Annotated in this window: 20 protein-coding genes and 1 tRNA gene; 12 read left to right on the top strand and 9 right to left on the bottom strand. The window is 64.5% G+C overall.

Going from position 1 to position 23,946, the window contains the following annotated elements; genetic code table 11:
• Positions 1-127 precede the first annotated feature (127 nt).
• A tRNA-Arg gene (locus L979_RS00930) sits at positions 128-200 on the top strand.
• A 427-nt stretch (positions 201-627) separates the two neighbouring features.
• Here L979_RS00930 and L979_RS00920 read toward each other — a convergent pair.
• Positions 628-1,038: a hypothetical protein gene (locus L979_RS00920; protein ID WP_156125275.1), complete on the bottom strand. Its 411-nt coding sequence runs from the start codon at positions 1,036-1,038 to the stop codon at positions 628-630.
• Positions 1,039-1,122: 84 nt separating this feature from the next.
• On the opposite strand from L979_RS00920, the gene L979_RS15745 reads away from it, so the two are divergent.
• Both L979_RS15745 and hrpA read left to right on the top strand, forming a co-directional pair.
• Positions 1,123-1,311: a hypothetical protein gene (locus L979_RS15745; RefSeq protein WP_156125274.1), complete on the top strand. Its 189-nt coding sequence runs from the start codon at positions 1,123-1,125 to the stop codon at positions 1,309-1,311.
• Positions 1,312-1,348: 37 nt separating this feature from the next.
• Positions 1,349-5,644 (top strand): ATP-dependent RNA helicase HrpA, encoded by a 4,296-nt coding sequence (gene hrpA, locus L979_RS00910; protein WP_052209285.1) that lies wholly within the window; start codon positions 1,349-1,351, stop codon positions 5,642-5,644.
• 85 nt (positions 5,645-5,729) lie between these two features.
• On the opposite strand, the gene L979_RS00905 is transcribed toward hrpA, so the two are convergent.
• Both L979_RS00905 and L979_RS00900 read right to left on the bottom strand, forming a co-directional pair.
• Positions 5,730-6,158, bottom strand: a complete 429-nt coding sequence (locus L979_RS00905; RefSeq protein ID WP_047688143.1) for an HIT family protein — start codon at positions 6,156-6,158, stop codon at positions 5,730-5,732.
• 84 nt (positions 6,159-6,242) lie between these two features.
• Complete coding sequence (locus tag L979_RS00900; RefSeq protein WP_047688169.1) at positions 6,243-6,917, bottom strand: MBL fold metallo-hydrolase; 675 nt, start codon at positions 6,915-6,917, stop codon at positions 6,243-6,245.
• A gap of 264 nt (positions 6,918-7,181) precedes the next feature.
• Between L979_RS00900 and L979_RS00895 the strand changes: the two genes are divergently transcribed.
• Positions 7,182-7,631, top strand: coding sequence for a Fur family transcriptional regulator (locus L979_RS00895; RefSeq protein WP_047688140.1), 450 nt, complete (start codon positions 7,182-7,184; stop codon positions 7,629-7,631).
• The gene (locus L979_RS00890) at positions 7,628-8,614 is read left to right on the top strand and encodes a diacylglycerol kinase family protein (protein ID WP_052209284.1); all 987 of its coding nucleotides are present in this window, start codon (positions 7,628-7,630) and stop codon (positions 8,612-8,614) included. The genes L979_RS00895 and L979_RS00890 overlap by 4 nt, the downstream gene beginning before the upstream one ends.
• Here the strand turns inward: L979_RS00890 and L979_RS00885 are convergent.
• The 4 genes from L979_RS00885 to L979_RS00870 form a co-directional block, all read right to left on the bottom strand.
• The gene (locus tag L979_RS00885) at positions 8,560-9,492 is read right to left on the bottom strand and encodes a metal ABC transporter permease (protein ID WP_047688138.1); all 933 of its coding nucleotides are present in this window, start codon (positions 9,490-9,492) and stop codon (positions 8,560-8,562) included. The two genes, L979_RS00890 and L979_RS00885, sit on opposite strands and share 55 nt — an antisense overlap.
• Positions 9,489-10,307 carry a metal ABC transporter ATP-binding protein gene (locus L979_RS00880; protein WP_047688137.1) on the bottom strand — a complete coding sequence of 273 codons (819 nt, stop codon included), beginning with the start codon at positions 10,305-10,307 and terminating at the stop codon, positions 9,489-9,491. The genes L979_RS00885 and L979_RS00880 overlap by 4 nt, the downstream gene beginning before the upstream one ends.
• Positions 10,304-11,365, bottom strand: coding sequence for a metal ABC transporter solute-binding protein, Zn/Mn family (locus L979_RS00875; RefSeq protein WP_052209283.1), 1,062 nt, complete (start codon positions 11,363-11,365; stop codon positions 10,304-10,306). The genes L979_RS00880 and L979_RS00875 overlap by 4 nt, the downstream gene beginning before the upstream one ends.
• A gap of 112 nt (positions 11,366-11,477) precedes the next feature.
• Positions 11,478-13,025: a GuaB1 family IMP dehydrogenase-related protein gene (locus L979_RS00870; protein ID WP_047688163.1), complete on the bottom strand. Its 1,548-nt coding sequence runs from the start codon at positions 13,023-13,025 to the stop codon at positions 11,478-11,480.
• A 408-nt stretch (positions 13,026-13,433) separates the two neighbouring features.
• On the opposite strand from L979_RS00870, the gene L979_RS00865 reads away from it, so the two are divergent.
• The 3 genes from L979_RS00865 (at position 13,434) to L979_RS17010 (ending at position 18,336) form a co-directional block, all read left to right on the top strand.
• Entirely contained in the window at positions 13,434-17,297 is a 3,864-nt protein-coding gene (locus tag L979_RS00865) for a multifunctional oxoglutarate decarboxylase/oxoglutarate dehydrogenase thiamine pyrophosphate-binding subunit/dihydrolipoyllysine-residue succinyltransferase subunit (RefSeq protein WP_047688135.1), read from the top strand.
• Positions 17,298-17,476: 179 nt separating this feature from the next.
• Positions 17,477-18,076: a GDSL-type esterase/lipase family protein gene (locus L979_RS00860; RefSeq protein ID WP_047688133.1), complete on the top strand. Its 600-nt coding sequence runs from the start codon at positions 17,477-17,479 to the stop codon at positions 18,074-18,076.
• Between the two features lie 185 nt (positions 18,077-18,261).
• Positions 18,262-18,336: a 50S ribosomal protein bL37 gene (locus L979_RS17010; RefSeq protein WP_012359748.1), complete on the top strand. Its 75-nt coding sequence runs from the start codon at positions 18,262-18,264 to the stop codon at positions 18,334-18,336.
• 137 nt (positions 18,337-18,473) lie between these two features.
• On the opposite strand, the gene rsrA is transcribed toward L979_RS17010, so the two are convergent.
• Positions 18,474-18,827, bottom strand: coding sequence for a mycothiol system anti-sigma-R factor (gene rsrA / locus L979_RS17005; protein WP_081993497.1), 354 nt, complete (start codon positions 18,825-18,827; stop codon positions 18,474-18,476).
• A gap of 9 nt (positions 18,828-18,836) precedes the next feature.
• The gene (locus L979_RS00850) at positions 18,837-19,589 is read right to left on the bottom strand and encodes a sigma-70 family RNA polymerase sigma factor (RefSeq protein ID WP_119933098.1); all 753 of its coding nucleotides are present in this window, start codon (positions 19,587-19,589) and stop codon (positions 18,837-18,839) included.
• A gap of 514 nt (positions 19,590-20,103) precedes the next feature.
• Between L979_RS00850 and L979_RS00845 the strand changes: the two genes are divergently transcribed.
• The 4 genes from L979_RS00845 to L979_RS00830 form a co-directional block, all read left to right on the top strand.
• A complete protein-coding gene (locus L979_RS00845; protein ID WP_047688131.1) occupies positions 20,104-20,661 on the top strand; it encodes a DoxX family membrane protein in 558 nt (185 codons plus the stop codon).
• Between the two features lie 55 nt (positions 20,662-20,716).
• Positions 20,717-22,132, top strand: coding sequence for a 3-phosphoshikimate 1-carboxyvinyltransferase (gene aroA, locus L979_RS00840; protein ID WP_047688129.1), 1,416 nt, complete (start codon positions 20,717-20,719; stop codon positions 22,130-22,132).
• Positions 22,129-23,286 carry a ribosome small subunit-dependent GTPase A gene (locus tag L979_RS00835; RefSeq protein ID WP_047688128.1) on the top strand — a complete coding sequence of 386 codons (1,158 nt, stop codon included), beginning with the start codon at positions 22,129-22,131 and terminating at the stop codon, positions 23,284-23,286. Before aroA ends, L979_RS00835 begins: the two co-directional genes overlap by 4 nt.
• Positions 23,287-23,309: 23 nt before the next feature.
• A partial coding sequence (locus L979_RS00830; protein WP_047688127.1) for an inositol monophosphatase family protein occupies positions 23,310-23,946 on the top strand: 637 nt, incomplete at its 3' end.

Genomic DNA, 23,946 nt, shown 5'->3' with positions numbered 1-23,946 from the left:
ACAGTCTAGCGGCTGTGCCTGGACCAGCCGGCCCGATCGATCTCGGTGGGAGGTCATGGATGTCATGACCATGCTCGCCGCGGTGGTACAGTCTTGGGGTCCGTCGCGGCGATCCCGGGGCGGAGACGCCCGAGTAGCTCAGTGGATAGAGCGCTTGCCTCCGGAGCAAGAAGTCGTAGGTTCGAATCCTATCTCGGGCACTTCTTTACGTCCTCTGGGTGGTGTACATCACCTGGCCCCGGAAATTCATCGGCACCGTAGGGTGTGGAGTTTCATCAATCGCCTGTCGAATGATGTGGAAATCGCTGGAATCACGGTTGCTCAGACCGGCCAAGGAGCGCGAGTTCGCCCGGACCCAGGAACCCCTGGTCCAGATCAGGGTCTGTGACCACTCCCCGGGGATGCAGAGGGTCGCGCAGGAGGGCCCTGGCCTTGTTCGCACCGCCTACGTGGCACTGGGCCATGGTCTTGATGAAGACGACGATACTGGGGAAGTCCACTTCAGGCCGGACATCGCCGGTTCACGTCGCTGAGCACGTGGTAAAAGGCGTCCTCACCAGAAGGTGATGGCGGAGCCACCCGCCACAGGCGCCCACGGTCACCACCACAGTGGCCCACGATCACAGCTCAGCGGTAGTCCTGCGGGTAGTAGTCGGTGAAAGTTTCATCACCCCAGGCATGGTCCAACGCTCGGTCCTCATAGGAGACCGCTTCTTTGTTGCGCTGACGCATCCAGAACCCGACCACCAGCAGTGCACCACTGACCACCAGGGCGATGGGCCCCAAGATGGCAGTCACCCAACCACGCGTGCTCATGGGGGTGGCATATTCCCCGGCCGTGGCGCGGGCCACATGAATCAGCCCCTCCGGGAAAGCCCAGGAGGCCACGAACAACAGCACGATTCCCACACCGAACATGGCTCCGGCCAGGCGGTGGCGCCGGGCGCGTTTGTGCTCTCGCTCAGGTTCCACGGTGTCCGGGTCCGATAGGTGGCCCGCGGAAACGGAGTGGGAGTCATTCGATGGTGAGGCGGACATGAGGTGGGTGATCATCCAATCTGGGCGCAGCGCGGTGGGAACCCCGATTCTACGGGCCGTGACGCAGCTGCAGGACGGGCAGCCATGCAGGACGCACCAGAGGCTCCACATGACCCGATTCCTCTAGGTGCCCGAATCGCCCCCCACGCATTCCTCAAGAGCTACGCCCAGCCCCGTCCGAGCCCCCTCGCTCTGCAAGCTGCCGAGCTGCTGCGACTGGCCGACGGCCCGGTGCCGGCGGCACGCTCAGCGCTGAACCTCTGGAGTGCTTGAGCCTGGCCATGCGGCGGTTTCGTAGACTGGGCCGGTCATGACCAGTGCCCAGAACACCGCCGATACCACCCCCACCATCACTTATCCCTCCCAGTTGCCGGTCTCTGCCCGCCGGGAGGACATTCAGGCTGCCATTCAGGATCATCAGGTGGTGGTGATCGCCGGGGAAACGGGCTCAGGCAAAACCACGCAGATCCCCAAGATGTGCCTGGAGATGGGCCTGGCGGAGCACGGTTTGATCGGGCACACCCAACCGCGGCGCATCGCTGCCCGTTCCGTGGCCGAGCGCATTGCGGAGGAGTTGGGAGAGAAGATCGGCCAGACGGTGGGCTACCAGGTCCGTTTCACCTCAGAGGTGGGCGCCGATTCCCGGATCAAATTGATGACTGACGGCATCCTGCTGGCTGAGATCCAGCATGACCGCCTGCTCAAGAAGTACTCCACGATCATTGTGGACGAGGCTCACGAACGCTCCCTCAACATCGACTTCCTGCTGGGCTACCTCAGAAACATCCTGCCGCAGCGCCCGGACCTCAAGGTCATCATCACTTCCGCCACCATTGACCCCGAACGCTTCGCAGCACACTTCCACCAGGCGCTGCCAGAAGGTGCGGATCCAGAAGCCACCCCGGAGCCTGCGCCGATCATCGAGGTCTCCGGGCGCACCTACCCGGTGGAGATCCGCTACCGGCCGCTGAGCACCGAAGCGGTCACCTTTGCCGATGACCAGGACTACGACGACGACTCCCCCGCTGCCCACCCGAGCCCCAAGGAGAACACCCAGGAGGAGGACCGGGACCCCATTGACGGTGTTCTGGACGCGGTGGACGAGCTCTCCCGGGAGTCCCCCGGGGACATCCTGGTGTTTTTTGCCGGCGAGCGGGAGATCCGTGATGCCCAGGAGGCGTTGGAGGCGCTGATCACCACGCGCCCCGGGCTGGCAGGCACCCAGATCCGCCCTCTGTTCGGGCGGCTCAGCATGGCCGAACAGCACCGGGTGTTCGCCCCGTCCCGCGGTGGGCAGCGCAGGATCGTGCTGGCCACCAACGTGGCGGAAACCTCCCTGACCGTGCCGGGCATCAAGTACGTGATCGACACCGGGACGGCGCGCATCTCACGTTATTCAACCCGCACCAAGGTGCAGCGGCTGCCGATTGAACGCATCTCCCAGGCCTCCGCCAACCAACGTTCTGGCCGGTGCGGGCGTGTTTCGGACGGAATCTGCATCCGCCTCTACTCCGCAGAGGATTTCCAGGCCCGGCCCGAGTTCACGGATCCGGAGATTCTACGCACCAACCTGGCCTCAGTGATCCTGCAGATGACCGCAGCAGGGGTGGTCCACAGCCCTGAGGAGATCAGCCAGTTCCCCTTTGTGGAACCACCGGAAGCCCGTGCCGTCAAGGACGGTGTGGCACTGCTGCGCGAACTTGGTGCCCTGAAGACCGGGCCGGACACGCGCACCGGAGCCCAGCGCCACCGCAACGGCAAGAAACGGGGTCGGGGACGGGCGTCGTCGTCACCGTTGACACCCACGGGACGCTCTCTTGCAGCGCTGCCCGTGGATCCGCGCCTGGGGCGGATGATCGTGGAGGGCCAACGACGGGGCTGTGCACGGGAGGTCATGGTGCTGGCTGCCGCCCTGACCGTGCAGGACCCCCGCGAGCGCCCGTTGGAAAAGCGGCAGGTGGCTGACGAGTTCCACGCACGGTTCAAGGACAAGACCTCCGATTTCCTGGGCTACCTGCTGCTGTGGCAGTACCTCCAGCAGCAGCAGAGCCAGCTCTCTGGCTCGGCATTTCGCAGGATGTGCAGGCGGGAGTACCTGAATTACCTACGGATCCGGGAATGGCAGGACCTCTACGCGCAGTTGCGCCAGATGGGTCAGTCAGTGGACATCACGGTGGGCAGGTCCCGGGCGATTGATCCGGCCTCGGCCTCGGATGACGTTCACAAGGCCCTTTTGACGGGGTTGCTGAGCAACATTGGCGTGCACCAGGAGAAAACCCGCGACTACCAGGGCGCCCGCGGAACCCGGTTTGCCATCTTCCCCGGATCCGATCTGTTCAAGAATCGCCCTGACTTTGTGGTCTCGGCAGAACTGGTGGAAACCTCCCGCCTGTGGGCGCGCACCAATGCGGCCGTGGACCCCACCTGGGTGGAGGAAGTGGCCGGAGACCTCCTCAAGCGCACGTACGCCGAACCCCATTGGTCCCGCTCCCGGGGTGCCGTGATGGCCAAGGAGCGGGTGACGCTTTACGGTGTGCCCTTGGTGGTGGACCGTCCGGTGGGTTACTGGCGGGTGGATCCTGCCGGTGCCCGCGAGTTGTTCATCCGGCATGCCCTGGTGGAGGGTGACTGGCAGACCCGCCACCGGTTTGTGGCCCGCAACCGCGCCAAGATCGCGCAGGTCGAGGAACTGGAGAACCGGTTGCGGCGCAAGGACCTGCGCGCCGATGACCAAGCCCTGTTCGAGTTCTTTGACGCCAGGATCCCTGCTGAGGTGGTCTCCCAACGTCACTTCGACTCCTGGTGGAAGAAGGCCCGGCAACGTGACGAACACCTGTTGGACTTTGACCCGGAGCATCTCCTGGACTCGGACACCCAGGACTGGGACGACGACGCCTTCCCCCGCCAGTGGGTCCAGAGCACCGACGGCGGCGAGCTGACGTTGGATCTGGAGTACACCTTTGCCCCGGGCAGCCAACCCGGTGGTCATCAGGGTGCCGGTGCCCGTGGGGGTGGCACGCGTGGTGTTTCTGGCCGTGCCCATCCCGCGGACGGGGTGACGGTGCGAGTACCCGTGCTGTTCCTGCACCAGCTCTCCCCCGAGCCCTTCCAGTGGCAGATCCCCGGCCTGCGCACGGAACTGGTCACGGCACTGATCAAATCCCTGCCCAAGGCCGTACGCAAGAACGTGGTGCCGGCACCGGATGTTGCCCGCCAAGCGGTGGCCATTCTTGACCAACAGGCCGATCCCTCCCGGGACAGCCTGGAGACAGCCGTGGAACGTGCGCTGCGGCAATTGCGTTCCGTGATCATCGAACCGGGCTCCTGGGACTGGACCAAGGTGCCCGAGCATCTGCGGATGCACTTCCAGGTCCGCGATTCCCGCAACCGAGTCCTGGCCGAAGGTGAGGATCTTGAGGTCCTGCAGGTCCAGCTGCGTGATCACGTACGGCAAGCGCTGGCCGAGTCCTTGGGGACCACAGCAGATGCTCTGGGCGCCACTGGTTCGGCTGTGAGTGCCGCATCCGTCCCCGGTGCTTCATCACGCCAGGGCGACCGGAAGGGTGCCGCAGGCAACACAGACGCCAATGCCACCCGTGCCCATGCCACCAGCGGCAAACCTGGCCCGCAGTCCAGAGCGGCGCCTGGTCAGGGCACCGGTGCGGGGGGATCCGGCACCACTTCTGTGCTGGAACGTGACGGACTGACTGATTGGCCGGAGGCCGATCTGCCACGCAAGGTGGAGACGGTGGTGGCCGGCCAGCGGATCACGGGTTGGCCTGCACTCGACGCCGGATCGGTTGCCTCCAGGACCGGAAAAGCTGCGGGTGGTCCTTCAACGGCCGCCTCCACGGCCAGCGTTCGCGTGTTCTCCAATGCCGAGGACCAGCGCGCGGGCCAACGGCGAGGAACCATCGCACTGTTGCAGACTCGGCTGCCGTCAACACATCGCTACATTTCCGATCACCTGGAGAACCGGGAAAAGATCGTGTTCACGCAGAACCCACACGGTTCTGTGGACTCCTTGATCCAGGACTGTACGTTGGCCGCCGTGGACAAGTTGGTGCCCACGGAGCCACCGTGGACCCGCCAGGACTACAACCAGGTCTTTGACTCCGTCAGGGCGGACCTGATCGACACCGTTTTTGGGGTGACCTCCCTGGTGGCCCAGGTGCTCACAGATGCCAACACGGTGCGCAAACTGGTCAAGAAGCCTGGCTCCATGGCAGCGGTCAATGCCTTTGCCGATGTTCGGGATCAGCTGGACAGACTGGTCAGCCCCAACTTTGTCACCCGCACCGGGTGGGAGAACTTGCAGCACCTCCCCCGCTACGTCAAGGCCATGCAGGTCAGGGTGGACAAGCTGGTGGGCACGGCCGCCATCCAGCGCGACACCACCCACATGCTGGAGATTCAAGCGCTGGAGGATGAGCTGGATGCGGCGGTCAATGCGGTTCCCGTGGGCCTGCCCGTCCCTGCGGCTCTGAATCGGATCGAGTGGGAGATCCAGGAGTTGCGGGTCTCCTTCTTCGCCCAGGAGCTGGGAACTTCCCACACCGTGTCAGCCAAACGCATCCGCAAGGCCCTGCGAGAGGCCCGGGGATGAGAAGGGGCGGCGCCAGATCGTGTTGGCGCCGCCCATTCCTCCACCCCCTACTGCGGCAATCCCGTGCCACGGCAAGAGAGCGATTTCAGCTCTCCGGCACGAACTCCCCGTGACCTGCTGCCACCAACTGTTCACGGATGTTGGCCGCTGAACGGTCCATGAGATCCGGATCCGGGTTCTGGTCCACCTTGTCGAAATCGAACTCCTCGATGGAATTGGTGGGCCACACGTGGATGTGGCAGTGCGGGACCTCAAAGCCCTGAATCATCTGCCCCACGCGCTTGGGCTGCCACACGGTGTTCTGCGCCTGTCCGATGATCTGGGAGACCTTCATCAGATGGGCTGCCAGATCCGGGTCCACATCCAGCCAGTAGTCCACTTCCACCCGCGGAACCACCAACGCGTGGCCCTGGGACAGGGGTGCAATGGAGAGGAACACCACGCAGTGTTCGTCCTTCCACAGGAACCGGGCCGGGATCTGGCCGTCAATGATCTTGGTGAAAATCGTGTCCATGGGTGCTCCTTCTCGAATCTGCGCCGCGATCTCAGCGCCACCCTCGTGGGCGGTGTGGGCCCGCAATTCTGGGCGGCTGTGAACTCACACCTGGACGGTGGTGCCGGGCTCCAGGTGGATGTAGTCCGTGCCGTACTTCCCGGCAAAGTTCTTCACCTGCTTCTCCACAATCCCGAATCCGTTCTGGGACAGCAGGGCATCGTGAATCTGGTACGCGGTGGGTGCTCCCACGGCGATCAAGAAGTCGATCACCTCGGACATCTTGGACCAGGGTGCATGCAGCGGAACCAGAACCGTGGTGGGTGAAATCCCGTGGGGCACCACAAAGGAGTCACCGGGGTGGAACAGTTTGCCCTCCAGCAGGTATCCCACGTTCTCCACGGTACGGATCAAGGGATGAATCAGGGCGTGCTGACCGCCAAAGGTCTGCACCGGGACACCGTCCAGGTCCAGCTGGGAGTCGGGTTCGACGTCGTGAATTCGCTGCTGACCTTTCGAGTCCTGGGCGGCCTCCCCCAGGGTTTCACGCAGGTCCCGGGCCACAATGGCAGGGGCCCACACCTGGGTGTCCGGCTGGGAACGCAGCTGCTGCGGAACCCGCTCCGGGTCCAGGTGATCGGGGTGGGTGTGGGTGATCAGGACATGATCCGCACCCTGCATGGCGGTCTCCACCTCAGAGAAGTTTCCGGGGTCAATCACAATCACGACGTCCTGGGATTCAACCCGTACACATGAGTGGGTGAACTTGGTCAGCTGCACGTGCTCCTCCTGCCGGTTGCGAACCTCAGGCCGGGCACCGGGAACGGAAGCGCCCCGGCCGACCTGCAACACTGCCCACCCTACCGAGACTGCACCCGCCGGGCCGCTGATTGCCGATACTCTGGGGACGTCCCAGCAATTTGGGGAAGTTCCAGCACTCTGGGGAGATCTCAGCACCCTGGCAAGCCCCAGCAGGCTGGGAGGTCTCAGCCCGGCACCTCACCGGGTGTGCTCAAGCCCGCCACAGTTTCAGGAGTGACGTCCGTGAGTTCCGCAGGATCCCCCGCAGATCCGGCCCCCGCCCCGGGGCCCAGGGCTGAGGTCCGCAACACCAAACAGCGGCGTGCCGTGCGAGCAGCCCTGCGCTCGCAGTCCGACTTTGTGACCACCCAGGAACTGCACGCTCGCCTCCAAGATGACGGCCAAAAGGTTTCCCTGGCCACCACCTACCGGGTCCTTCAGTCCATGGCTGAGATCGGTGAGGTGGACACCCTGCGCAACGACGACGGCGAGGCCATCTACCGTCAATGCGAAGCCGAGCACCATCACCACCATCTGGTCTGCCGCCGCTGCGGCGCCACAGTCGAGTTGGAGGCCCCCACGGTGGAGGCCTGGGCGGAACAGACCGCCAGCGCGTACGGCTACTCGGATCTGGACCACACCATTGAAATCGCTGGGTTGTGCCCACGATGCCGCCAGGAGAACACAGCATGACCACGCGCGGCAGCGTGGTCCTGGTGGGCCACCTCAGCGCACCGGGCGGGCGGATCAAGCGGGCCGCAACAGCTGCATCGGCTGTGTTCCAGGCCAACGGGCACACCACCGTGCTGCTCTCCACGGACTCACCGGATCATGACCCCTCCGACCCCGCAGGCTGGGGCGAATCCCTACGCCGCCATCTGACCTCCACGTCGGCAGCTCCCCCGGTCGCCGTGGTGGCCGTGGGTGGGGACGGTACCGCCCACGTTGTGCTCAACGTGCTGCTCCAACACCGCCAAAATCAGGCGCAGGGGCAAGACCCGGCGCAGGACACAGCTTTCGGGTTGATCGCCAGCGGTTCGGGCAATGACCTGGCCCGGCATTGGGCCAGCCCGCGGGATGATCCGGAACGCAGTGCCGGGCGGATTCTCCGGTGCCTGGACACCGGTCCCACCGTGATGGACGTGGGTCAGGTGGATTTTGAGGACGGTTCCACCGCCTGGTTCGCCACCGCCCTGTGTGCTGGAATCGACGCCGCCGTGAACCAGCGTGCCAACCGGTACCGGTGGCCGCGTGGCTCGGCCAAATACGTAGTTGCATTGGGTGTGGAACTGCTGCGGCACCGCGCTCAGACCTACCACCTGGAGATCACAGAACCCGGTTCGCGGCTCTCGACTCGGCGTGAGCTGCAGGCGCTGATGGTCAACGTGGCCAACTCGTCCTCCATCGGTGGCGGGCTGGGCATTGTCCCGTGGGCCGATGCCACAGATGCCGCCATGGAGCTGTTTGTGGTGGCTCCGCTGACCCGCTTGCGGTTCCTGCGCCTGTTCCCCTCCATCTACACCGGCGCTCACGTCCGGTTGGAGGCCGTGCAGATCCAGCCGGTCACCAGGGTCCGGATCAGGGGTAGCCACGTGGTCTTTGCCGATGGCGAACCGCTGGGTCAGTTGCCGGCCACGGTCACCGTGCGTCCAGGGGCACTGCCCGTGGTGCTGTGATCGCCTGACCCACTCTCAGAGACCACTGCCCTTCCCCGCGAGCGACGACGACGCCGGGCCACCCAGGACACCACCCAGATCAGAAAAGAAATGGTGGTCACGTAGGGGCTGATGGGAAGTGCACCACCCAAGGCCAACAGGATTCCGCCCACCATGGCGGTTTCTGCGAACACCACGGAGAGCACCACAATCTTCACCGGTGATGCGCTGAAGTTCATGGCCGCTGCGGCCGGTGAAATCAGCAGTGCCAGGACCAGCAGAGCGCCGATGATCTGAACGGACAGCGCCACCGCCACACCCAACAGCAGCATGAACACAATGGAGAGGGTGCGCACCGGGAGTCCCCGGGCCTGTGCCACAAAGGGGTCCGTGCTGGCAAAACTCAGCGGCCGCCAGATGATCAACAGCCCGGCCATCACCACCGCGGAAAGCACAGCCATGGACACCAACTGGACGTCATTGACGGAGACGATCTGACCGGTCAACAGGGCAAAGCGGTTGGAGCTGCGCCCCTGGTAGAGCGCCAAGGCCAGGATGCCGACACCCAGGCCGAAGGGCATGAGCACCCCCACCACGGAGTTGGACTCCCGTGACTGGGCGCCCACGATTCCGATGATCACGGCGGCAATGATGGAGCCCATGAGGGAACCTGTGACCAGGTCAGATCCGATCAGCAGGGCAATGGCACCGCCTGCAAAGGAGAGCTCTGCAATGCCGTGCACGGAGAAGGCCATGTCCCGCATCATCACGAACGTGCCGATCAATCCACCCACCAGACCGATCAGAGCACCGGCCCAGATCGAGTTCTGCAGCAGGACCAGCAGATCTCCATAGCGCTCGAACACGAAGACTTCGTCGATGACCGTCTCCCAGCTCATCGGGTCACCTCCTCCGGAGTTGTGGGTGGGTGACAGTGGTCCACGATTTCCGCGCCCACCACCAGCACCCGGCCTGCCACATTCATGACTTCCACGCGCGCCCCGTAGAGCTCGGAGAGCACATCCGAGCGCAACACCTCGGCGGGTGTACCCACCCGGAAGGAGCCGTTGGCCAGGTAGAGCACGCGGTCGACGTCGTCGATGATCGGGTTGACGTCATGGGTCACAAAGAGCACAGCGGCCCCTGTGCGATCCCGTTGTTCGGCCACCAACTGTGCCAGTTGTGACTGGCGGTGCAGGTCCAGGGACAGAAGGGCCTCGTCGAAGAGCAGCAGACTGGGGTCCGTGGCCAGTGCCTGTGCCACACGCAGCCGTTGCTGCTCGCCCCCGGAGAGCTGCCCGATGGGTGCATCCGCGTATTCCAGGGCACCCACCCGTTCCAACAGCGTGTTCACCCGCTCCCTGTGCGCTTTGCGCCCCAGGATGCGTGGGCCCCACCGGTGACCGTCGATTCCCAGTCCCACCAGGTCTCGGCCACGCAATGGCGTGCGGTCATCAAAGGCCCGCTGCTGGGGTACGTACCCGATTTCAGCAGAACCGCGGCGCACGGCTTGGCCTGCCACATGGACCGTTCCGGAGCTCAGAGGCTGTAGACCCAACAGCACTCGCAGCAAGGAGGTCTTGCCGGTGCCGTTGCCGCCGAGCACAGCCACGTACTCCCCGGGTTCAATCTCCAGGTTCAGCCCGGACCACAACGTGCGGTGGCCAAAAGCAAGCTCGGCATCGCGGAAGGACGCAGCCGGTACAGCACTCAATGATCGTGGCTTTCCGTGGTGCGTTCCAGACCGTCAACCGCCTGCAGGTCCTGGATGTTCTGATCCATCCACTGCAGGTAGTTCATCTCCTCCGGCAACGTTTCAGAGACCGCCAACACGGGTAGATCAGCAGCTTCGGCCACCGTTCGCAGGTCCTGGCTCTGCCCGGTCGAGGTCTGCTCGTTGTAGACCAACAACGCTGCATCATCTTCCAGCGTGGATCTGACCTGGTCATAGACCAGCGGTGCGGCGTCGGTTCCGTCTTCCACCGCCACGGTGAATGCCGTGGGGGTCACGTTGTGCAACCCGGCAGCTTCCAGCAGGTGGTCAGCCACGGGCTCCGTGGCCACGTAGTCCCCGTCCAGGTGCAACTGCTCTGCCCGGTCCTGAATGTCCTGGGTCTCACGAGCGAACTGTGCGGCGTTCTGCGAGTACGTGGAGGCATTCGCTTCATCCAAAGAGCCCAGCTCCTGGGCCACGGCCTCGCCCACTGCTCCCATGCTGGCCGGATTGTACCAGATGTGCTCGTTGAAGGATCCGTGATCGTGGCCGTCGTGATCGCCGGCCTCAGCCGATGAATCCTGGGTGGCTGAATCTTGCGAGCCGTGATCGTGGCCGGCATCCGCAGCACCTTCCAGCCCGTAGACCTCCACGGCGTTGACCACGGGCACGCCGGCATCCTGTGCCAGTTCCTCCATGAAGACGTCATAGCCGCCGCCGTTGAGCACCACCAGGTCCGCGTCCTGAACCATCAGGCGGTCCGTGGGTGTGGCCTCATAGGAATGCGGGTCCTGAGCCGCGGAATCAATCAAAGCCTCAACGGAAACATCCCCGGCACCGCCGGAATCCCCGGTCACCTGCTGGACAACATCTGCATACACGGAGGTGGTGGTGACCACGGTGAGGTGGCCGTCATCAGCACCGGAGTCATTCGACCCTCCGGTGCATCCGGCCAAGACCATGGCAGCCACACCGGCCACAGCCATGGTGGCCACCCCGGAAGCACCGGAGCCGGCAGCCCCGGCAGCAGGGCGGAAGCGCGCAAAACGTGGGTTCACGTCAAGAATCCGATCTAAGCGGCCAGCGCCGCAGAAGCATCAAGAACCACAACTGTTCTTGATAATGATTTTCATGTGCGTTAGGAGCTTAGCAGAGCTCCCGTGCAAATCATCAGGCCCAACTCTCTCCGCGAGCGCGACCTTCCTCATATCCTGAGGTGTTCTGCACACCCACCACGGCACGGTCCGCGAACTGGCGGGTGTTGGTGGCACCGGCATAGGTCATGGAGCTGCGAACACCTGCGGTGATGTGGTCAATCAGGTCCTCCACACCAGGCCGCCTGGGGTCCAGGTACATCTTGGAGCTGGAGATCCCCTCTTCAAAGATCGCCTTGCGGGCCCGCTCAAAGGCTTCCTGCCCCTGCGTGCGGTTGAGCACCGCACGGGTGGAGGCCATGCCAAAGCTCTCCTTGTAGTAACGGCCATTGGCGTCCTGGTTCAGTTCCCCCGGACCTTCCCAGGTGCCGGCGAACCAGGATCCGATCATCACCTGGCTGGCACCGGCCGCCAGTGCCAGAGCGACGTCACGGGGGTACTTCACACCGCCATCGGCCCACACGTGCGCCCCGAGTTCGGCAGCTGCTGCCGCGCATTCGAGCACGGCGGAGAACTGCGGGCGGCCCACTGCGGTCATCATGCGGGTGGTGCACATGGCCCCGGGACCAACACCCACCTTGATCACATCGGCCCCTGCATCCACCAGGTCCCGCACACCGTCGGCCGTGACCACGTTGCCTGCCACGATCAGATGGTTGGGTGCCACCTTGCGGACCGTGGAGAGCGCCTCAAACATTTTGCGCTGGTGCCCGTGCGCGGTGTCCACCACCAAGACGTCCACCCCGGCATCAATCAGCTGCTGGGTCTTGCCTGCCACGTCTCCGTTGATTCCGACGGCGGCCCCCACCTTCAGCGCACCATTGGCGTCCACGTTGGGTACGTAAATGGTGGAGCGCACAGCACCCTGGCGGCTGATCACACCCACCACACGTTCACCGTCCACCACGGGAGCCACGTGCACGCGTGCCCGTTCCATGCGAGCACTGACGTGAGCCATGGATTCCCGCAGCGCCGCCGGCCCGGATGCGGCACCGGCGGCGTCATTGCCGTCTGCGCTCGCACCGTGAAAGTTTCGGCCATCTGATTCCTGGCCGTGGAGTTGCAGACCGTTGAGCTCCTCAACAGTGAACACCGGGACCTCAGGGCGCATGACCACGTACAGCTGTGTGAAGCGGTCCACCTCACGGCAGTCGATTTCCAGCACCAGCCCCAGGAACCGACCGTCGTCGCCTGTGACAACCACCGAGGCGTGGGAGTGACGGCGCATCTTGGCCAGGGCGTCATGAACGGTGTCCGTGGGCTTCATGGTGCGCACCGACTCGAACTGTGGCGAGCGGCTCTTGACCCATGCGGTTTCCCGGGCCACCACATCCGCCGGAATGTCCTGCGGGAGCACCCCCAAACCACCGCGCCGGGCCATGGCCTCCACCATGCGCTTGCCCGTGACCGCCGTCATGTTGGCCGCCACCAGCGGAGTGGTGGAACCGGTGGGGTCGCTGGTGCTCAGATCGACGTCGAACCGGCTGGTGATCCTGGAGGAGGATGGCACCAGGAAGACGTCGTTGTAGGTCAGATCAGTCACGGGGGTGTTCAGAAAACGCACACGCCCCACTCTAAATGCTCGGCATCTGCTCGCGGACACCTGGCCCTGACGCCCTCGTCGTCAATCCGTAGGCGGTCGAGATCAACGGAGCCCGCTGGTGGCAGACAAGCATGAAGTGTGAGGGCCGCACCTGTTGGCCGTCTGTTGCCTGGAACACTAGACTGACGCGAAGTGCGACCATGCGCTGACCGCCGGCAGCCGGTATCTGCTGCGAACCCTTGGAGCCAGGCCGTGACCACCTCGGCCGAGCGCACCTGACTACTCCGTCTCAGTTCATGGGGCGGGAGAAGCCGAAGGTCAAGGGGCTCGCCGTGAGACCGCAGGCCGAGAAGTCGGTGGGCCGCGCAGCTGCTTGAGGGCAACCAATGACGGTTGCCGGATCTAGACGAGAGAATGAGGCGTAGGCACGTGCCGAGCACACCACGAGACCTGATCCCCGACGAATTCGCGGGCAACGAATGGCTCGTCGAGGACCTCTACAAGAGGTACCGAGCTGACAAGAACACGGTGGACAAGGACTGGTGGCCCATTTTCGAGGCCATGGACGATGCCTCAGAGGGTGGCGGTGATTCGGCGGGCGGCAAGAGCCCCGACTCCGCAGCGGATTCCGGCAAGGACTCCGCCAAGGCGGACACCTCCACGCGCAACGCCGCTCACTCGGACGGCGGGGCCTCCAAGGACGACCGTTCCATTGCGGAACCCGGCTCCCCGTCCCAGACCACTCGCCGCACGGACGAGGCCTCCACGGCCAAGCCGGGCCCGCCCAAGGAAGCCCAGCAGGCCGCGGCCAAGACGCAGCCCAAGCCTGCGGCTCAGAAGAAGGCAGCAGAGCCCAAGGCACCTGAGACCGATTCCACCAAGGGTGAGGACAAGGCTGAGGAAGCCCAGGACCAGATCGTGAAGCTGCGTGGTCCGGCCAAGGCAGTGGCTGCCAACATGGATGCCTCCCTGACCGTGCCCACCGCCACCACCGTGCGTGCGGTTCCCGCCAAGCTGCTGATCGACAACCGCATTGTGATCAACTCCCACCTGGCCCGTAACCGTGGTGGCAAGGTCTCCTTCACACACTTGATCGGCTACGCCGTGGTCAAGGCGCTGAAGAACTTCCCCTCCATGAACGTCGCCTATGACGTCCAGGACGGCAAGCCCGTGGTCATTCACCCGGCCCACGTGAACTTTGGTCTGGCCATTGACTTGCCCAACAAGGATGGTTCCCGCAACCTGGTGGTGCCCAACATCAAGGGTTCCGAGGAACTGAACTTCCGGCAGTTCTGGGATGCCTACGAGGACATGGTGCGCCGCGCCCGCAAGGGTGAGCTGACCATGGAGGACTACGCCGGCACCACGGTCTCCCTGACCAACCCGGGCGGTATCGGCACCGTTCACTCCGTGCCGCGCCTGTCCAAAGGCCAGGCCGCCATCATTGGTGTGGGCGCGCTGGATTACCCCGCCGAGTACCGCGGTTCCTCACCGCGCACGCTCTCCCAGAACGCCATCTCCAAGATCATCACCCTGACCTCCACCTACGATCACCGCGTGATCCAGGGTGCCGGTTCCGGTGAGTTCCTCAAGCTGGTGGACTCCTACCTGTTGGGTGATGACTTCTGGGATGAGATCTTCCAGGGCCTGAAGGTCCCCTACGAGCCCGTTCGTTGGGCCATGGACAACCAGGTCAACCCGGAGACCGAGGTCAACAAGGTTGCCCGGATCCAGCAGTTGATCCACGCCTACCGCGTGCGCGGCCACATGATGGCTGACACGAACCCGGTGGGTTACACCATGCGCACCCACCCGGACCTGGACATCCGCACCTACGGGCTGTCCCTGTGGGATCTGGACCGCGAATGGCCCACCGGTGGCTTCGGTGGCTCCCCCCGCCTGACCCTGCGCACCATCCTGGGGCTGCTGCGTGATGCCTACTGCCGCACCGTGGGTGTGGAATACATGCACCTGGAGACCCCCGCCGAGCGCGAATGGTTCCAGAACGAACTCGAGAAGGGCTACACCAAGCCCTCCCGGGACGAACAGTTCCGCATCCTCAGCCGACTCAACGCGGCAGAGGCCTTTGAAACCTTCCTGCAGACCAAGTACGTGGGTCAGAAGCGCTTCTCCCTTGAGGGTGGCGAATCCCTGATCCCGCTGCTGGATGCCGTGATCTCGGACGCCGCCGATGACAGCCTGGCAGGTGTGGTCATCGGCATGGCTCACCGTGGTCGCCTCAACGTGCTGACCAACATTGCCGGGAAGTCCTACGCGCAGGTCTTCCGTGAGTTCGAAGGCAGCCAGGACGCCCGTGGCACCGAGGGCTCCGGCGACGTCAAGTACCACCTGGGCACGGAAGGCACCTTCACCTCGGATGCCGGCAACCAGACTCAGGTCTACCTGGGCGCCAACCCGTCCCACCTGGAGGCCGTTGACCCGGTCATCGAGGGTGTGGCCCGGGCCAAGACCGATGTGCTGGGCGCCGGACCGGAAGGCGATGGCTCCTACCCCGTGCTGCCCATTCAGGTCCACGGCGATGCCGCCATGGCCGGTCAGGGCATCGTGTTCGAGGTCATGCAGATGTCTCAGCTGCCGGCCTACAAGACCGGTGGCACCGTGCACGTGGTGGTCAACAACCAGATCGGTTTCACCACCGCACCCGAGGCCGGACGCACCTCCACCTACGCAACAGATGTTGCCCGCACCATCCAGGCCCCGATCTTCCACGTCAATTCCGATGACCCGGAGGCCGTGACCCACGTGGGCCAGCTGGCCTTCGCCTACCGTCAGCGGTTCAACAAGGACGTGGTGATCGACCTGGTGTGCTACCGGCGTCGTGGTCACAACGAGGGGGATGACCCGTCGATGACCCAGCCGTTGATGTACCACACGATCGAGCAGAAGCGCTCCACCCGTAAGGTCTACACCGCCAACCTGGTGGGCCGTGGTGACATCAGCCAGGAAGAGGCGGACCGCGCCCTGAAGGACTACCAGGAGCGTCTGGAGCGGGTGTTCACGGAAACGCACGAGGCCCAGACCTCTGACGTTCCGTTGGTCACCGGCGACGCCGCTGCGATCTCCAACATCGAACGTCCTTCTGCCCAGCAGACCGACTCCGGTGTTTCCGTGCCGCGTTCCACGGGCATCTCCCCGGAGAACGCTCGCCGCATCGGCGAAGCCCACATGGACGTCCCGGAGGGCTTCACGGTCCACCGCAAGCTCACCAAGCTGTTGGAACGCCGCGCCAAGATGACCGTTGACGGAGGCGTGGACTGGGGCATGGGCGAGATCATGGCCTTTGCCTCCCTGATGATGGAGGGCATCCCGGTCCGCATGACCGGCCAGGACGTCCGCCGCGGCACGTTCACCCAGCGCCACGCCGTGTTCTTTGACTACGTCAACGGGGACGAGTGGACACCGCTGAACCACCTGATGGATGACCAGGCTCCGTTGGCCATCTACAACTCCCTGCTCTCCGAATACGGTGTACTGGGCTTTGAGTACGGCTACTCCGTGGAGCGCCCGGACGCGTTGACCGTGTGGGAGGCGCAGTTCGGTGACTTCATCAACGGCGCCCAGACCATTGTGGACGAGTTCGTCTCCTCCGCCGAGCAGAAGTGGGGCCAGCGTTCCTCCTTGGTCATGTTGTTGCCCCACGGCTTTGAGGGCCAGGGCCCGGATCACTCCTCCGCACGCATTGAGCGTTTCCTGACGCTGTGCGCAGAGAAGAACATGATCGTGGCTCAGCCCTCCACACCGGCCAATCACTTCCACCTGCTGCGCCGTCAGGCCTACTCCCGTCCGCGCAAGCCGCTGATCGTGGCTTCGCCCAAGCAGTTGTTGCGCCTGAAGGCAGCCAGCTCCCCGATCGAGGAGTTCACCTCCGGTGCATTCCGTCCGGTGATCGAGGACCAGGGTGGATTGGACCCCAAGGGCGTGACCGACGTCGTTCTGGTTTCGGGTCGCCCGTACTACGACCTTGTGGCCGAGCGCACCAAGCGTGAGGACAAGACCACGGCCATCATCCGGGTCGAGCAGCTCTACCCGCTGCCCCTGGAGGAGATCAAGGCAGAGCTTGCCCGCTACCCGGAGGCCAACGTGCACTGGGCACAGGATGAACCCGCCAACCAAGGCCCCTGGCCGTTCATGGCGGTCAACCTGGCGCCCGAGGTGGACCGCCGCATCCGGTTGATCTCCCGGCCGGCTTCCGCCTCGCCGGCCAACGGATCGGCCAAGCGCCACGCGTTGGAGAACGAAACCCTCCTGGAGGAACTGTTCGAGAACCGATGAGCCGATGAGCTCCCCACGGCGCCGCGCACAAACCCGTGCGCGGCGCCGTGTACCGTTGAGGTGAACCAACTGGCCGCGTGCTCCCCCAGCCCCGTCCTGCGGGGCCGCCCACGCGCTACTCAGCGGGTGCCACCACCGCACCCGCACCACCGTTCAGAACATGTCAAAGAAGGAAAGCTGTGGATCAACGCAGGATCAGAATTGTTGCCGTTGGTGACGAACTGCTGGCCGGAACGGGCGACCCCCGCGCCCTCGGCTGGTACGGGCGCGTACTGGCCCGCACCCCGCACGACGTCGTTCCCATCTCCTCCTACGTGTTGGCAGCCCCCGGTGAAGGCAGCGAAACCCTCAACGAACGTTGGTTCGGCGAGGCCGCACGGCGGTTTGCCAACGGTGCGGACAACCGCGTGGTCATTGCCCCCTCCACCGCAGACGTGGATCTGGGGATCACCACGGCGCGGTCCCGGTTGAACATGGCCAACATTGTGGACACGGCTTCACAGAACAACATCAAGGTGTTGGTGGTGGGCCCGCCCCCCACGTTGGATGCGGACCGCAACCGCAAGATCGCCGATCTCTCCGCGGCCTACGCTGACGTGGTCACCCGGCGTAACCACATCTACGTGGACACATTCAACCCCCTGCAGCATCACGAGCAGTGGCGCAAAGATCTCTCCGCCAACGACGGTCAGCCGGGTCAGGCAGGCTATGGCCTGATTGCCTGGTTGGTGCTGCACCGTGGCTGGTACTTGTGGCTGGACCTGCCCGAGCCCCAGTGATGATGGCTCTGCCCGAGCAGCAGTGATGACAGGTCTGCCCGTAGCCCCCCGAGCGAGCACGCTCACCACCAGGCACGGCACGGTTCACGCAGCAAGTGTGCGAGAATGGTAGGCAGTGCCTTGACCCGGGGTGAACCCGAGTCAAGAAACGTCATCCACGATCTGAAGTCATACAGGAGGTTCGCATGAGCAAGCGCGGACGTAAGCGTAAGGATCGCCGTAAGAACAAGGCGAACCACGGCAAGCGCCCCAACGCATGAGTTCTCACGCCACGGCGTGGTTGCTCACTCGTTGAGGAACTTAGAAAGTACGGGCCGCATTCCTTGCTTCAAGGAATGCGGCCCGTACTCTTGTCTTCGGACTTCTTGTGTTCCCAGATCCGGCCAGCGCCAGCGGCTCAGCGCTTGGTGGCGGACTCCCCACACTGCTCGTGGATGCGGCCCATGATGTTGGCGCGCAAGGTCTCCGGAGCGGTTTCACTGCAGGAGCGTTTGACCACGGTGCGAATCACCTGCTCCAGTTCACTTTCGTGGGTGCAGTCCTCGCAGGTTTCCAGATGCGCTGCGATCTTCTTGAGATCCTCCACCGTCAGGGCACCATCCAGGTATTCGTAAATGCGCTCCACCTGCTCCCCGCTGCAACCACAGGGTGCCTCTGACGCGTCTGTGCTCTGCGGTGCGTCCTGAGGCTGCTGTGCATTCGGCGTCTGGCTCGGTGACGTGGAATCGGTACGAGTGGCGTGATCAGTCATGCCGGATCCTCACCCTTCCTGGTGTGTTGAGTGTGTGGCGCGTGACGAACGGTTGGGGGTCTCCCCCGCGGCGGCTGCGGTGGCAGCGGCCTTGGCGTCCGTGGTGGCGCTCTGTGTGGTGGATGTTTTGCGGCGTCCGGTACCCGTGGTGTCGATCCCACGGTCGGTGGCGTAGTCGGCAAGTTTTTCGCGCAGCAGTTTGCGGCCGCGGTGCAGCCGGGACATGACCGTGCCGATGGGGGTGGCCATGATCTCCGCGATCTCCTTGTAGGCGAAGCCTTCGACGTCGGAGAGGTAGATGGCCAGCCGGAACTCCTCCGGCAAGTCCTGGAGTGCCCGCTTGACGTCAGAGTCCGGCAGGTGGTCCAGTGCCTCCACCTCGGCGGAGCGCAATCCGGTGGAGGAATGCTGCTCCGCACGGTGCAGCTGCCAGTCCTCCACCGTGTCCGTGTTGGACTGCTGTGGTTCACGCTGACGCTTGCGGTACAGGTTGATGTATGTGTTGGTCAGGATGCGGTACAGCCAGGCTTTGAGGTTGGTCCCCGGCCGGTACTGGTGATAGGAGGAGAACGCCTTGGTGTAAGCCTCCTGCACCAAGTCCTCGGCGTCAGCCGGGTTGCGTGCCATCCGCAGCGCTGCGGCGTAGAGCTGATCGATGTAGACCATGGCTTCACGCTCAAAGCGCACCGCCCGTTGCGCAGGGGTCTCATTGGCCACGTCCACGAACTCCTCGCCGGAGTCCTCCGCGGCATCCTCGTCCATTTCTGTGTCCAGGACGTGGTCGTCCTGATCCGCCGGATCATGTGTACCGAGCGCTGTTTCCTGATGGTCGGTCGGGCGCCCAAAAGGTTGCGGAGTGGAGGGCTGGCGTGTGGCGTCGTCGTCGTTCATCGAGGTCAATTCTAGGGCCACAGGCCCGGATGGTACGGGCAGTTCCGAGGGCGGAACACGGTCCAGAACCTGCATGTCACCTCCTGAAAGTGGGGCGGTCCAGGGCCCGGGGTGCCGGGCGGTTGTCTACGGGGCTGCAACAGGCCAGGTACCGGGATTGTTCCGGTGCCGCGGCAACTTCTGGGCAGACAGAGCTTCACCGGAGACCGCACTGGGCAGGATGCGGCCACAAGAATCAGTGCCCTGAGCACCAACTGTGGGCGCAGGCACCGCAAGCCGCCCTCACCTGGTTAGGATGGAACAGGCCCGTAACCCGGGGCACATCCGCACCGTGAACGTGCGTATGAGTCCCGAGTGGCCCACTCAAACGTCTAGGAGGACCCACATGAGCATCGTTCGCCGCATTGCCCGTCCGCTGCTGGCCACCGGCTACATCGTCAACGGCATCGACAGCTTCCGTAATTCATCCACTGCCGCTGAGCACCTGGACCCCGCACTGAAGACCGTGCGCCGTGCGGTTCCGCAGGCTGCACCGGCTCTGCAGAACTCCGCCGTGGTGGCACAGGGTCTCGCTGCTGCGCAGGTTGGCGCTGCTGCCCTGTTTGCACTGGGCAAGGCACCGCGTCTGGCCTCCACCGTGCTGATCTCCACCACCGCCGTCAACGCCTACCTGGACTTCCGGGCAGCTGACAACGGCACCAAGGAGGAGCGCGCAGCCCGCCGTAACTCCGGTTTGAAGAACGTCTCCCTGGTGGGTGCCACCATGCTGGCCGCCGTGGACACCGATGGCAGCCCGTCCCTGATGTGGCGTGCCGAGCACTTTGTCAGCGACGTCCAGAGGCAGGCACAGGATCTCAGCAAGGACGCCTCCAAGCGCTGGGACAAGGCACAGAAGGCTGCTGCCAAGAAGGCCAAGAAGACCAAGAAGTCCGTTTCTTCCTGATTCGCACGGGGTGCAGCCGCCGCCAGGTTGTCTCCTCAGATCCTTTGGAGTGTTCGTGACCCACCCGGATTCCGGGGGCACTCAGGCAACGGAGCCGACCACGGGGAATTCCCTGTGGTCGGCTCCGTTCGTCGGTGCCAGCCCCGTTGTATCTTCCCTGACCGTGCCCGGTTCCAAGTCGCTGACCAACCGGTGGCTGGTCCTGGCGGCCTTGGCCGATGGCCCATGCCGCTTGCGTGCGCCGCTGCATTCACGTGACAGTCGGCTCATGATCCAGGCTCTGCAGGAACTTGGTGCCCACGTTCAGGAGGTGGACGTCGATTCTCCCTTAGGCCCTGATCTGGTGATCACTCCCATACCCCGGCCATTCGATGCCGGATCCGGCTCCGGAGATCGGAGCGTGGATTGTGGGCTGGCCGGAACCGTCATGCGCTTTGTTCCGCCGCTGGCGGCACTCCTTGCCGGCAGCACGCAGTTCGACGGCGACCCCCACGCCCGCAAACGCCCCATGGGCCCGGTGGTGGAGGCCCTGCAGGCTCTCGGGGTCACTGTTGAACTGAACGGTGACAACCGCGATGCAGCGCTTCCGTTCACTGTTCACGGCCCGTCTGCCGGTGAATCCCTGGTGGGCGGCGAGTTGCGCATTGACGCCTCCGCCTCCTCCCAGTTCGTCTCCGCCATGCTGTTGGTGGGATCCCAGTTCCGCAACGGGTTGACACTGGTCCACCACTCCCCTGACGGTGGTGGTGTGCCGTCCATGCCGCACGTGGACATGACCGTGGAGACGCTGCGTCACGTGGGCGTGGTGGTGGATGACTCCCAGCCGGCCCGGTGGGTGGTTTCCCCTGGTCCCGTTGCGGCTTTTGACATTCGTGTGGAACAGGACCTGTCCAATGCGGGCCCGTTCTTGGCAGCGGCCGTGGTCACGGGCGGTCAGGTCTCAGTCCCCCACTGGCCCCTGGAAACCACCCAGGGTGGTGCCCACTGGCGGGAGATCCTGCCGCAGTTCGGGGCCCAGGTTGAGCTGGTGGACGGAGTGTTCACCGTGACGGGACCGCGCCACGTACGCGGCGTTGACCTAGATTTGTCCTTGGCCGGTGAGCTGGCGCCCACGGTGGCTGCCATCTGTACTGTGGCCACCACGCCGTCCCGCTTGCGGGGAATTGCCCATCTGCGCGGACATGAAACTGACCGGCTGGCCGCCCTGACCACGGAGATCAACCGGTTGGGTGGCCGGGCCACGGAAACCGAGGACGGGCTGGTCATTGAGCCTGCCTCCCTGCACGCCGCCACGTTCTTCTCCTACGACGATCACCGCATGGCCACTGCCGGTGCCGTGATCGGACTGGTGGTGGACGGCATCCAGGTGGAGAACGTGGAAACCACCGCCAAGACCCTGCCGCAGTTCCCCACCATGTGGCAAGACCTGGTCAGCAGCTCATCCACCCGCACCACCGGTGAGACTGCATGAGTCGACGCACCTCCGTGGACTACGACTGGGATGAATCCGACGTCCGAGTCCGCGCCAACAAGAAGGGCTCCCGCCCGCGCACCCGGCAACGCCCGGATTACGACGACGCCGTCACTGGCCGCGTGGTCACCGTGGACCGCGGACGCTACACCGCCGTGGTGGCTGAGGACACCCAGGACGAACGTCTGGTCACAGCGGTGCGGGCCAAGTCCTTGCGCCGTACACCGATTGTTGCCGGTGACATGGTGGGGTTGGTGGGTGACACCTCTGGTGCCCCGGACACCTTGGCTCGTTTGGTGATGCTGCAGGAACGTTCCACGTTGCTGCGCCGCAGCGCCGATGACACCGATCCCGTGGAACGGGTGGTGGTGGCCAATGCCGACCAACTGGTGATTGTGGTGGCTGCTGCAGACCCCACGCCACGCACCGGGTTCATCGACCGCTCCTTGGCTGCCGCCTACGACGCCGGCATTGAACCCCTGTTGTGCATCACCAAAACTGACCTGTCTGATCCCACGTGGTTGATCGAGCACTACCGGGAGTTGGATCTGACGGTTCTGACCTCGGCAGGGCAAGCCGTCTCGGCAGGGCAAGTCCAAGCGGCAGGTGGAGTTCATACGGCACAGGATTCACCGACTCCTGAATCAGCGCAAACAGATGATTCCCTGCCCTTGGAACCGGGCATGGTGGAGACACTGCGCGAACACCTGGACGGCAAGGTCTCCACCATGCTGGGCCATTCCGGCGTCGGGAAATCCACCCTGGTCAACGCTTTGACCGGAGCTGACCGCGCCACCGGTGGGGTGAACGCGGTGACGGGCCGGGGACGGCACACCTCCTCCTCTGCCCTGGCGCTGCGGGTGCCGGACACCGGGCCGGGAACGTGGATCATCGACACCCCCGGCGTGCGGTCTTTCGGTCTGGCCCATGTGGACCCGGACCGGATTGTGGAGTCCTTTGATGATCTCGGCGAGGCGATTGCGCAGTGCCCCAAGGGTTGCACGCATGGGGCAGATGCCCCCGGCTGTGCGCTGGATGCATGGGTTGAACAGGGCAAGGCCGGAGCTGCTGGGGCCGCCCGGTTGGAGTCGCTGCGGCGCCTGTTGGGCTCCGGCCGTGACGATGAGCTGTCCGAAAAACTCCTGGGCTCCTGAGCAAATCGACTAGTCTGAAGGCCATGCGATCTCCCAGCACCTACACCGATGACATGCGCCTGGCCCACGTGCTGGCGGATGCCGTTGACGCCCTGACCATGCGCCGTTTCAAGGCCCAGGACCTGCAGGTGGAGACCAAGCCGGACCTGACCCCCGTGACCGATGCCGATCGGGAGGCCGAGCAGATCATCCGCGCCCAGTTGGGGCGGGCGCGCAACAGGGACAGTGTGCTGGGTGAGGAGTTCGGCACCACGGGCGCAGGTGCCCGCCAATGGGTGATTGACCCGATCGACGGCACCAAGAACTTTGTCCGCGGTGTGCCCGTGTGGGCCACGCTGATTGCGCTGATCGACAACGGCCAGCCCGTGGTGGGTCTGGTCTCTGCCCCTGCGTTGTCCCGCCGTTGGTGGGCTGCCAGCGGATCCGGTGCCTGGACCGGGCGGTCCCTGGCCAAGGCGGAGCAAATCTCCGTCTCTCAGGTGGACCGTCTGGAGGACGCTTCCCTGTCCTATTCCTCCTTGTCCGGATGGAAGGAACTGGGGCGGCGCAACGAGTTCCTGGAACTCACGGACCAGGTCTGGCGCACCCGCGCCTACGGCGACTTCTGGTCCTACTGCCTTCTGGCCGAAGGCTCAGTGGACATTGCCGCCGAGCCGGAAC

It is taken from the genome of Kocuria sp. ZOR0020 (assembly GCF_000800955.1).
In the GTDB taxonomy this organism is placed as follows: domain Bacteria; phylum Actinomycetota; class Actinomycetes; order Actinomycetales; family Micrococcaceae; genus Kocuria; species Kocuria subflava.
Note: the sequence above shows the minus strand (reverse complement) of the source record. Positions and strands in the feature narration are given on the sequence as shown.

Coding starts and splice junctions, on each gene's coding strand:
- L979_RS00920 (WP_156125275.1), bottom strand. CDS start 1,038: ATGTCCGCCTCACCATCGAATGACTCCCACTCCGTTTCCGCGGGCCAC.
- L979_RS15745 (WP_156125274.1), top strand. CDS start 1,123: ATGCAGGACGCACCAGAGGCTCCACATGACCCGATTCCTCTAGGTGCC.
- hrpA (WP_052209285.1), top strand. CDS start 1,349: ATGACCAGTGCCCAGAACACCGCCGATACCACCCCCACCATCACTTAT.
- L979_RS00905 (WP_047688143.1), bottom strand. CDS start 6,158: ATGGACACGATTTTCACCAAGATCATTGACGGCCAGATCCCGGCCCGG.
- L979_RS00890 (WP_052209284.1), top strand. CDS start 7,628: ATGACCACGCGCGGCAGCGTGGTCCTGGTGGGCCACCTCAGCGCACCG.
- L979_RS00885 (WP_047688138.1), bottom strand. CDS start 9,492: ATGAGCTGGGAGACGGTCATCGACGAAGTCTTCGTGTTCGAGCGCTAT.
- rsrA (WP_081993497.1), bottom strand. CDS start 18,827: ATGACTGATCACGCCACTCGTACCGATTCCACGTCACCGAGCCAGACG.
- L979_RS00850 (WP_119933098.1), bottom strand. CDS start 19,589: ATGGACGAGGATGCCGCGGAGGACTCCGGCGAGGAGTTCGTGGACGTG.
- L979_RS00845 (WP_047688131.1), top strand. CDS start 20,104: ATGAGCATCGTTCGCCGCATTGCCCGTCCGCTGCTGGCCACCGGCTAC.
- L979_RS00835 (WP_047688128.1), top strand. CDS start 22,129: ATGAGTCGACGCACCTCCGTGGACTACGACTGGGATGAATCCGACGTC.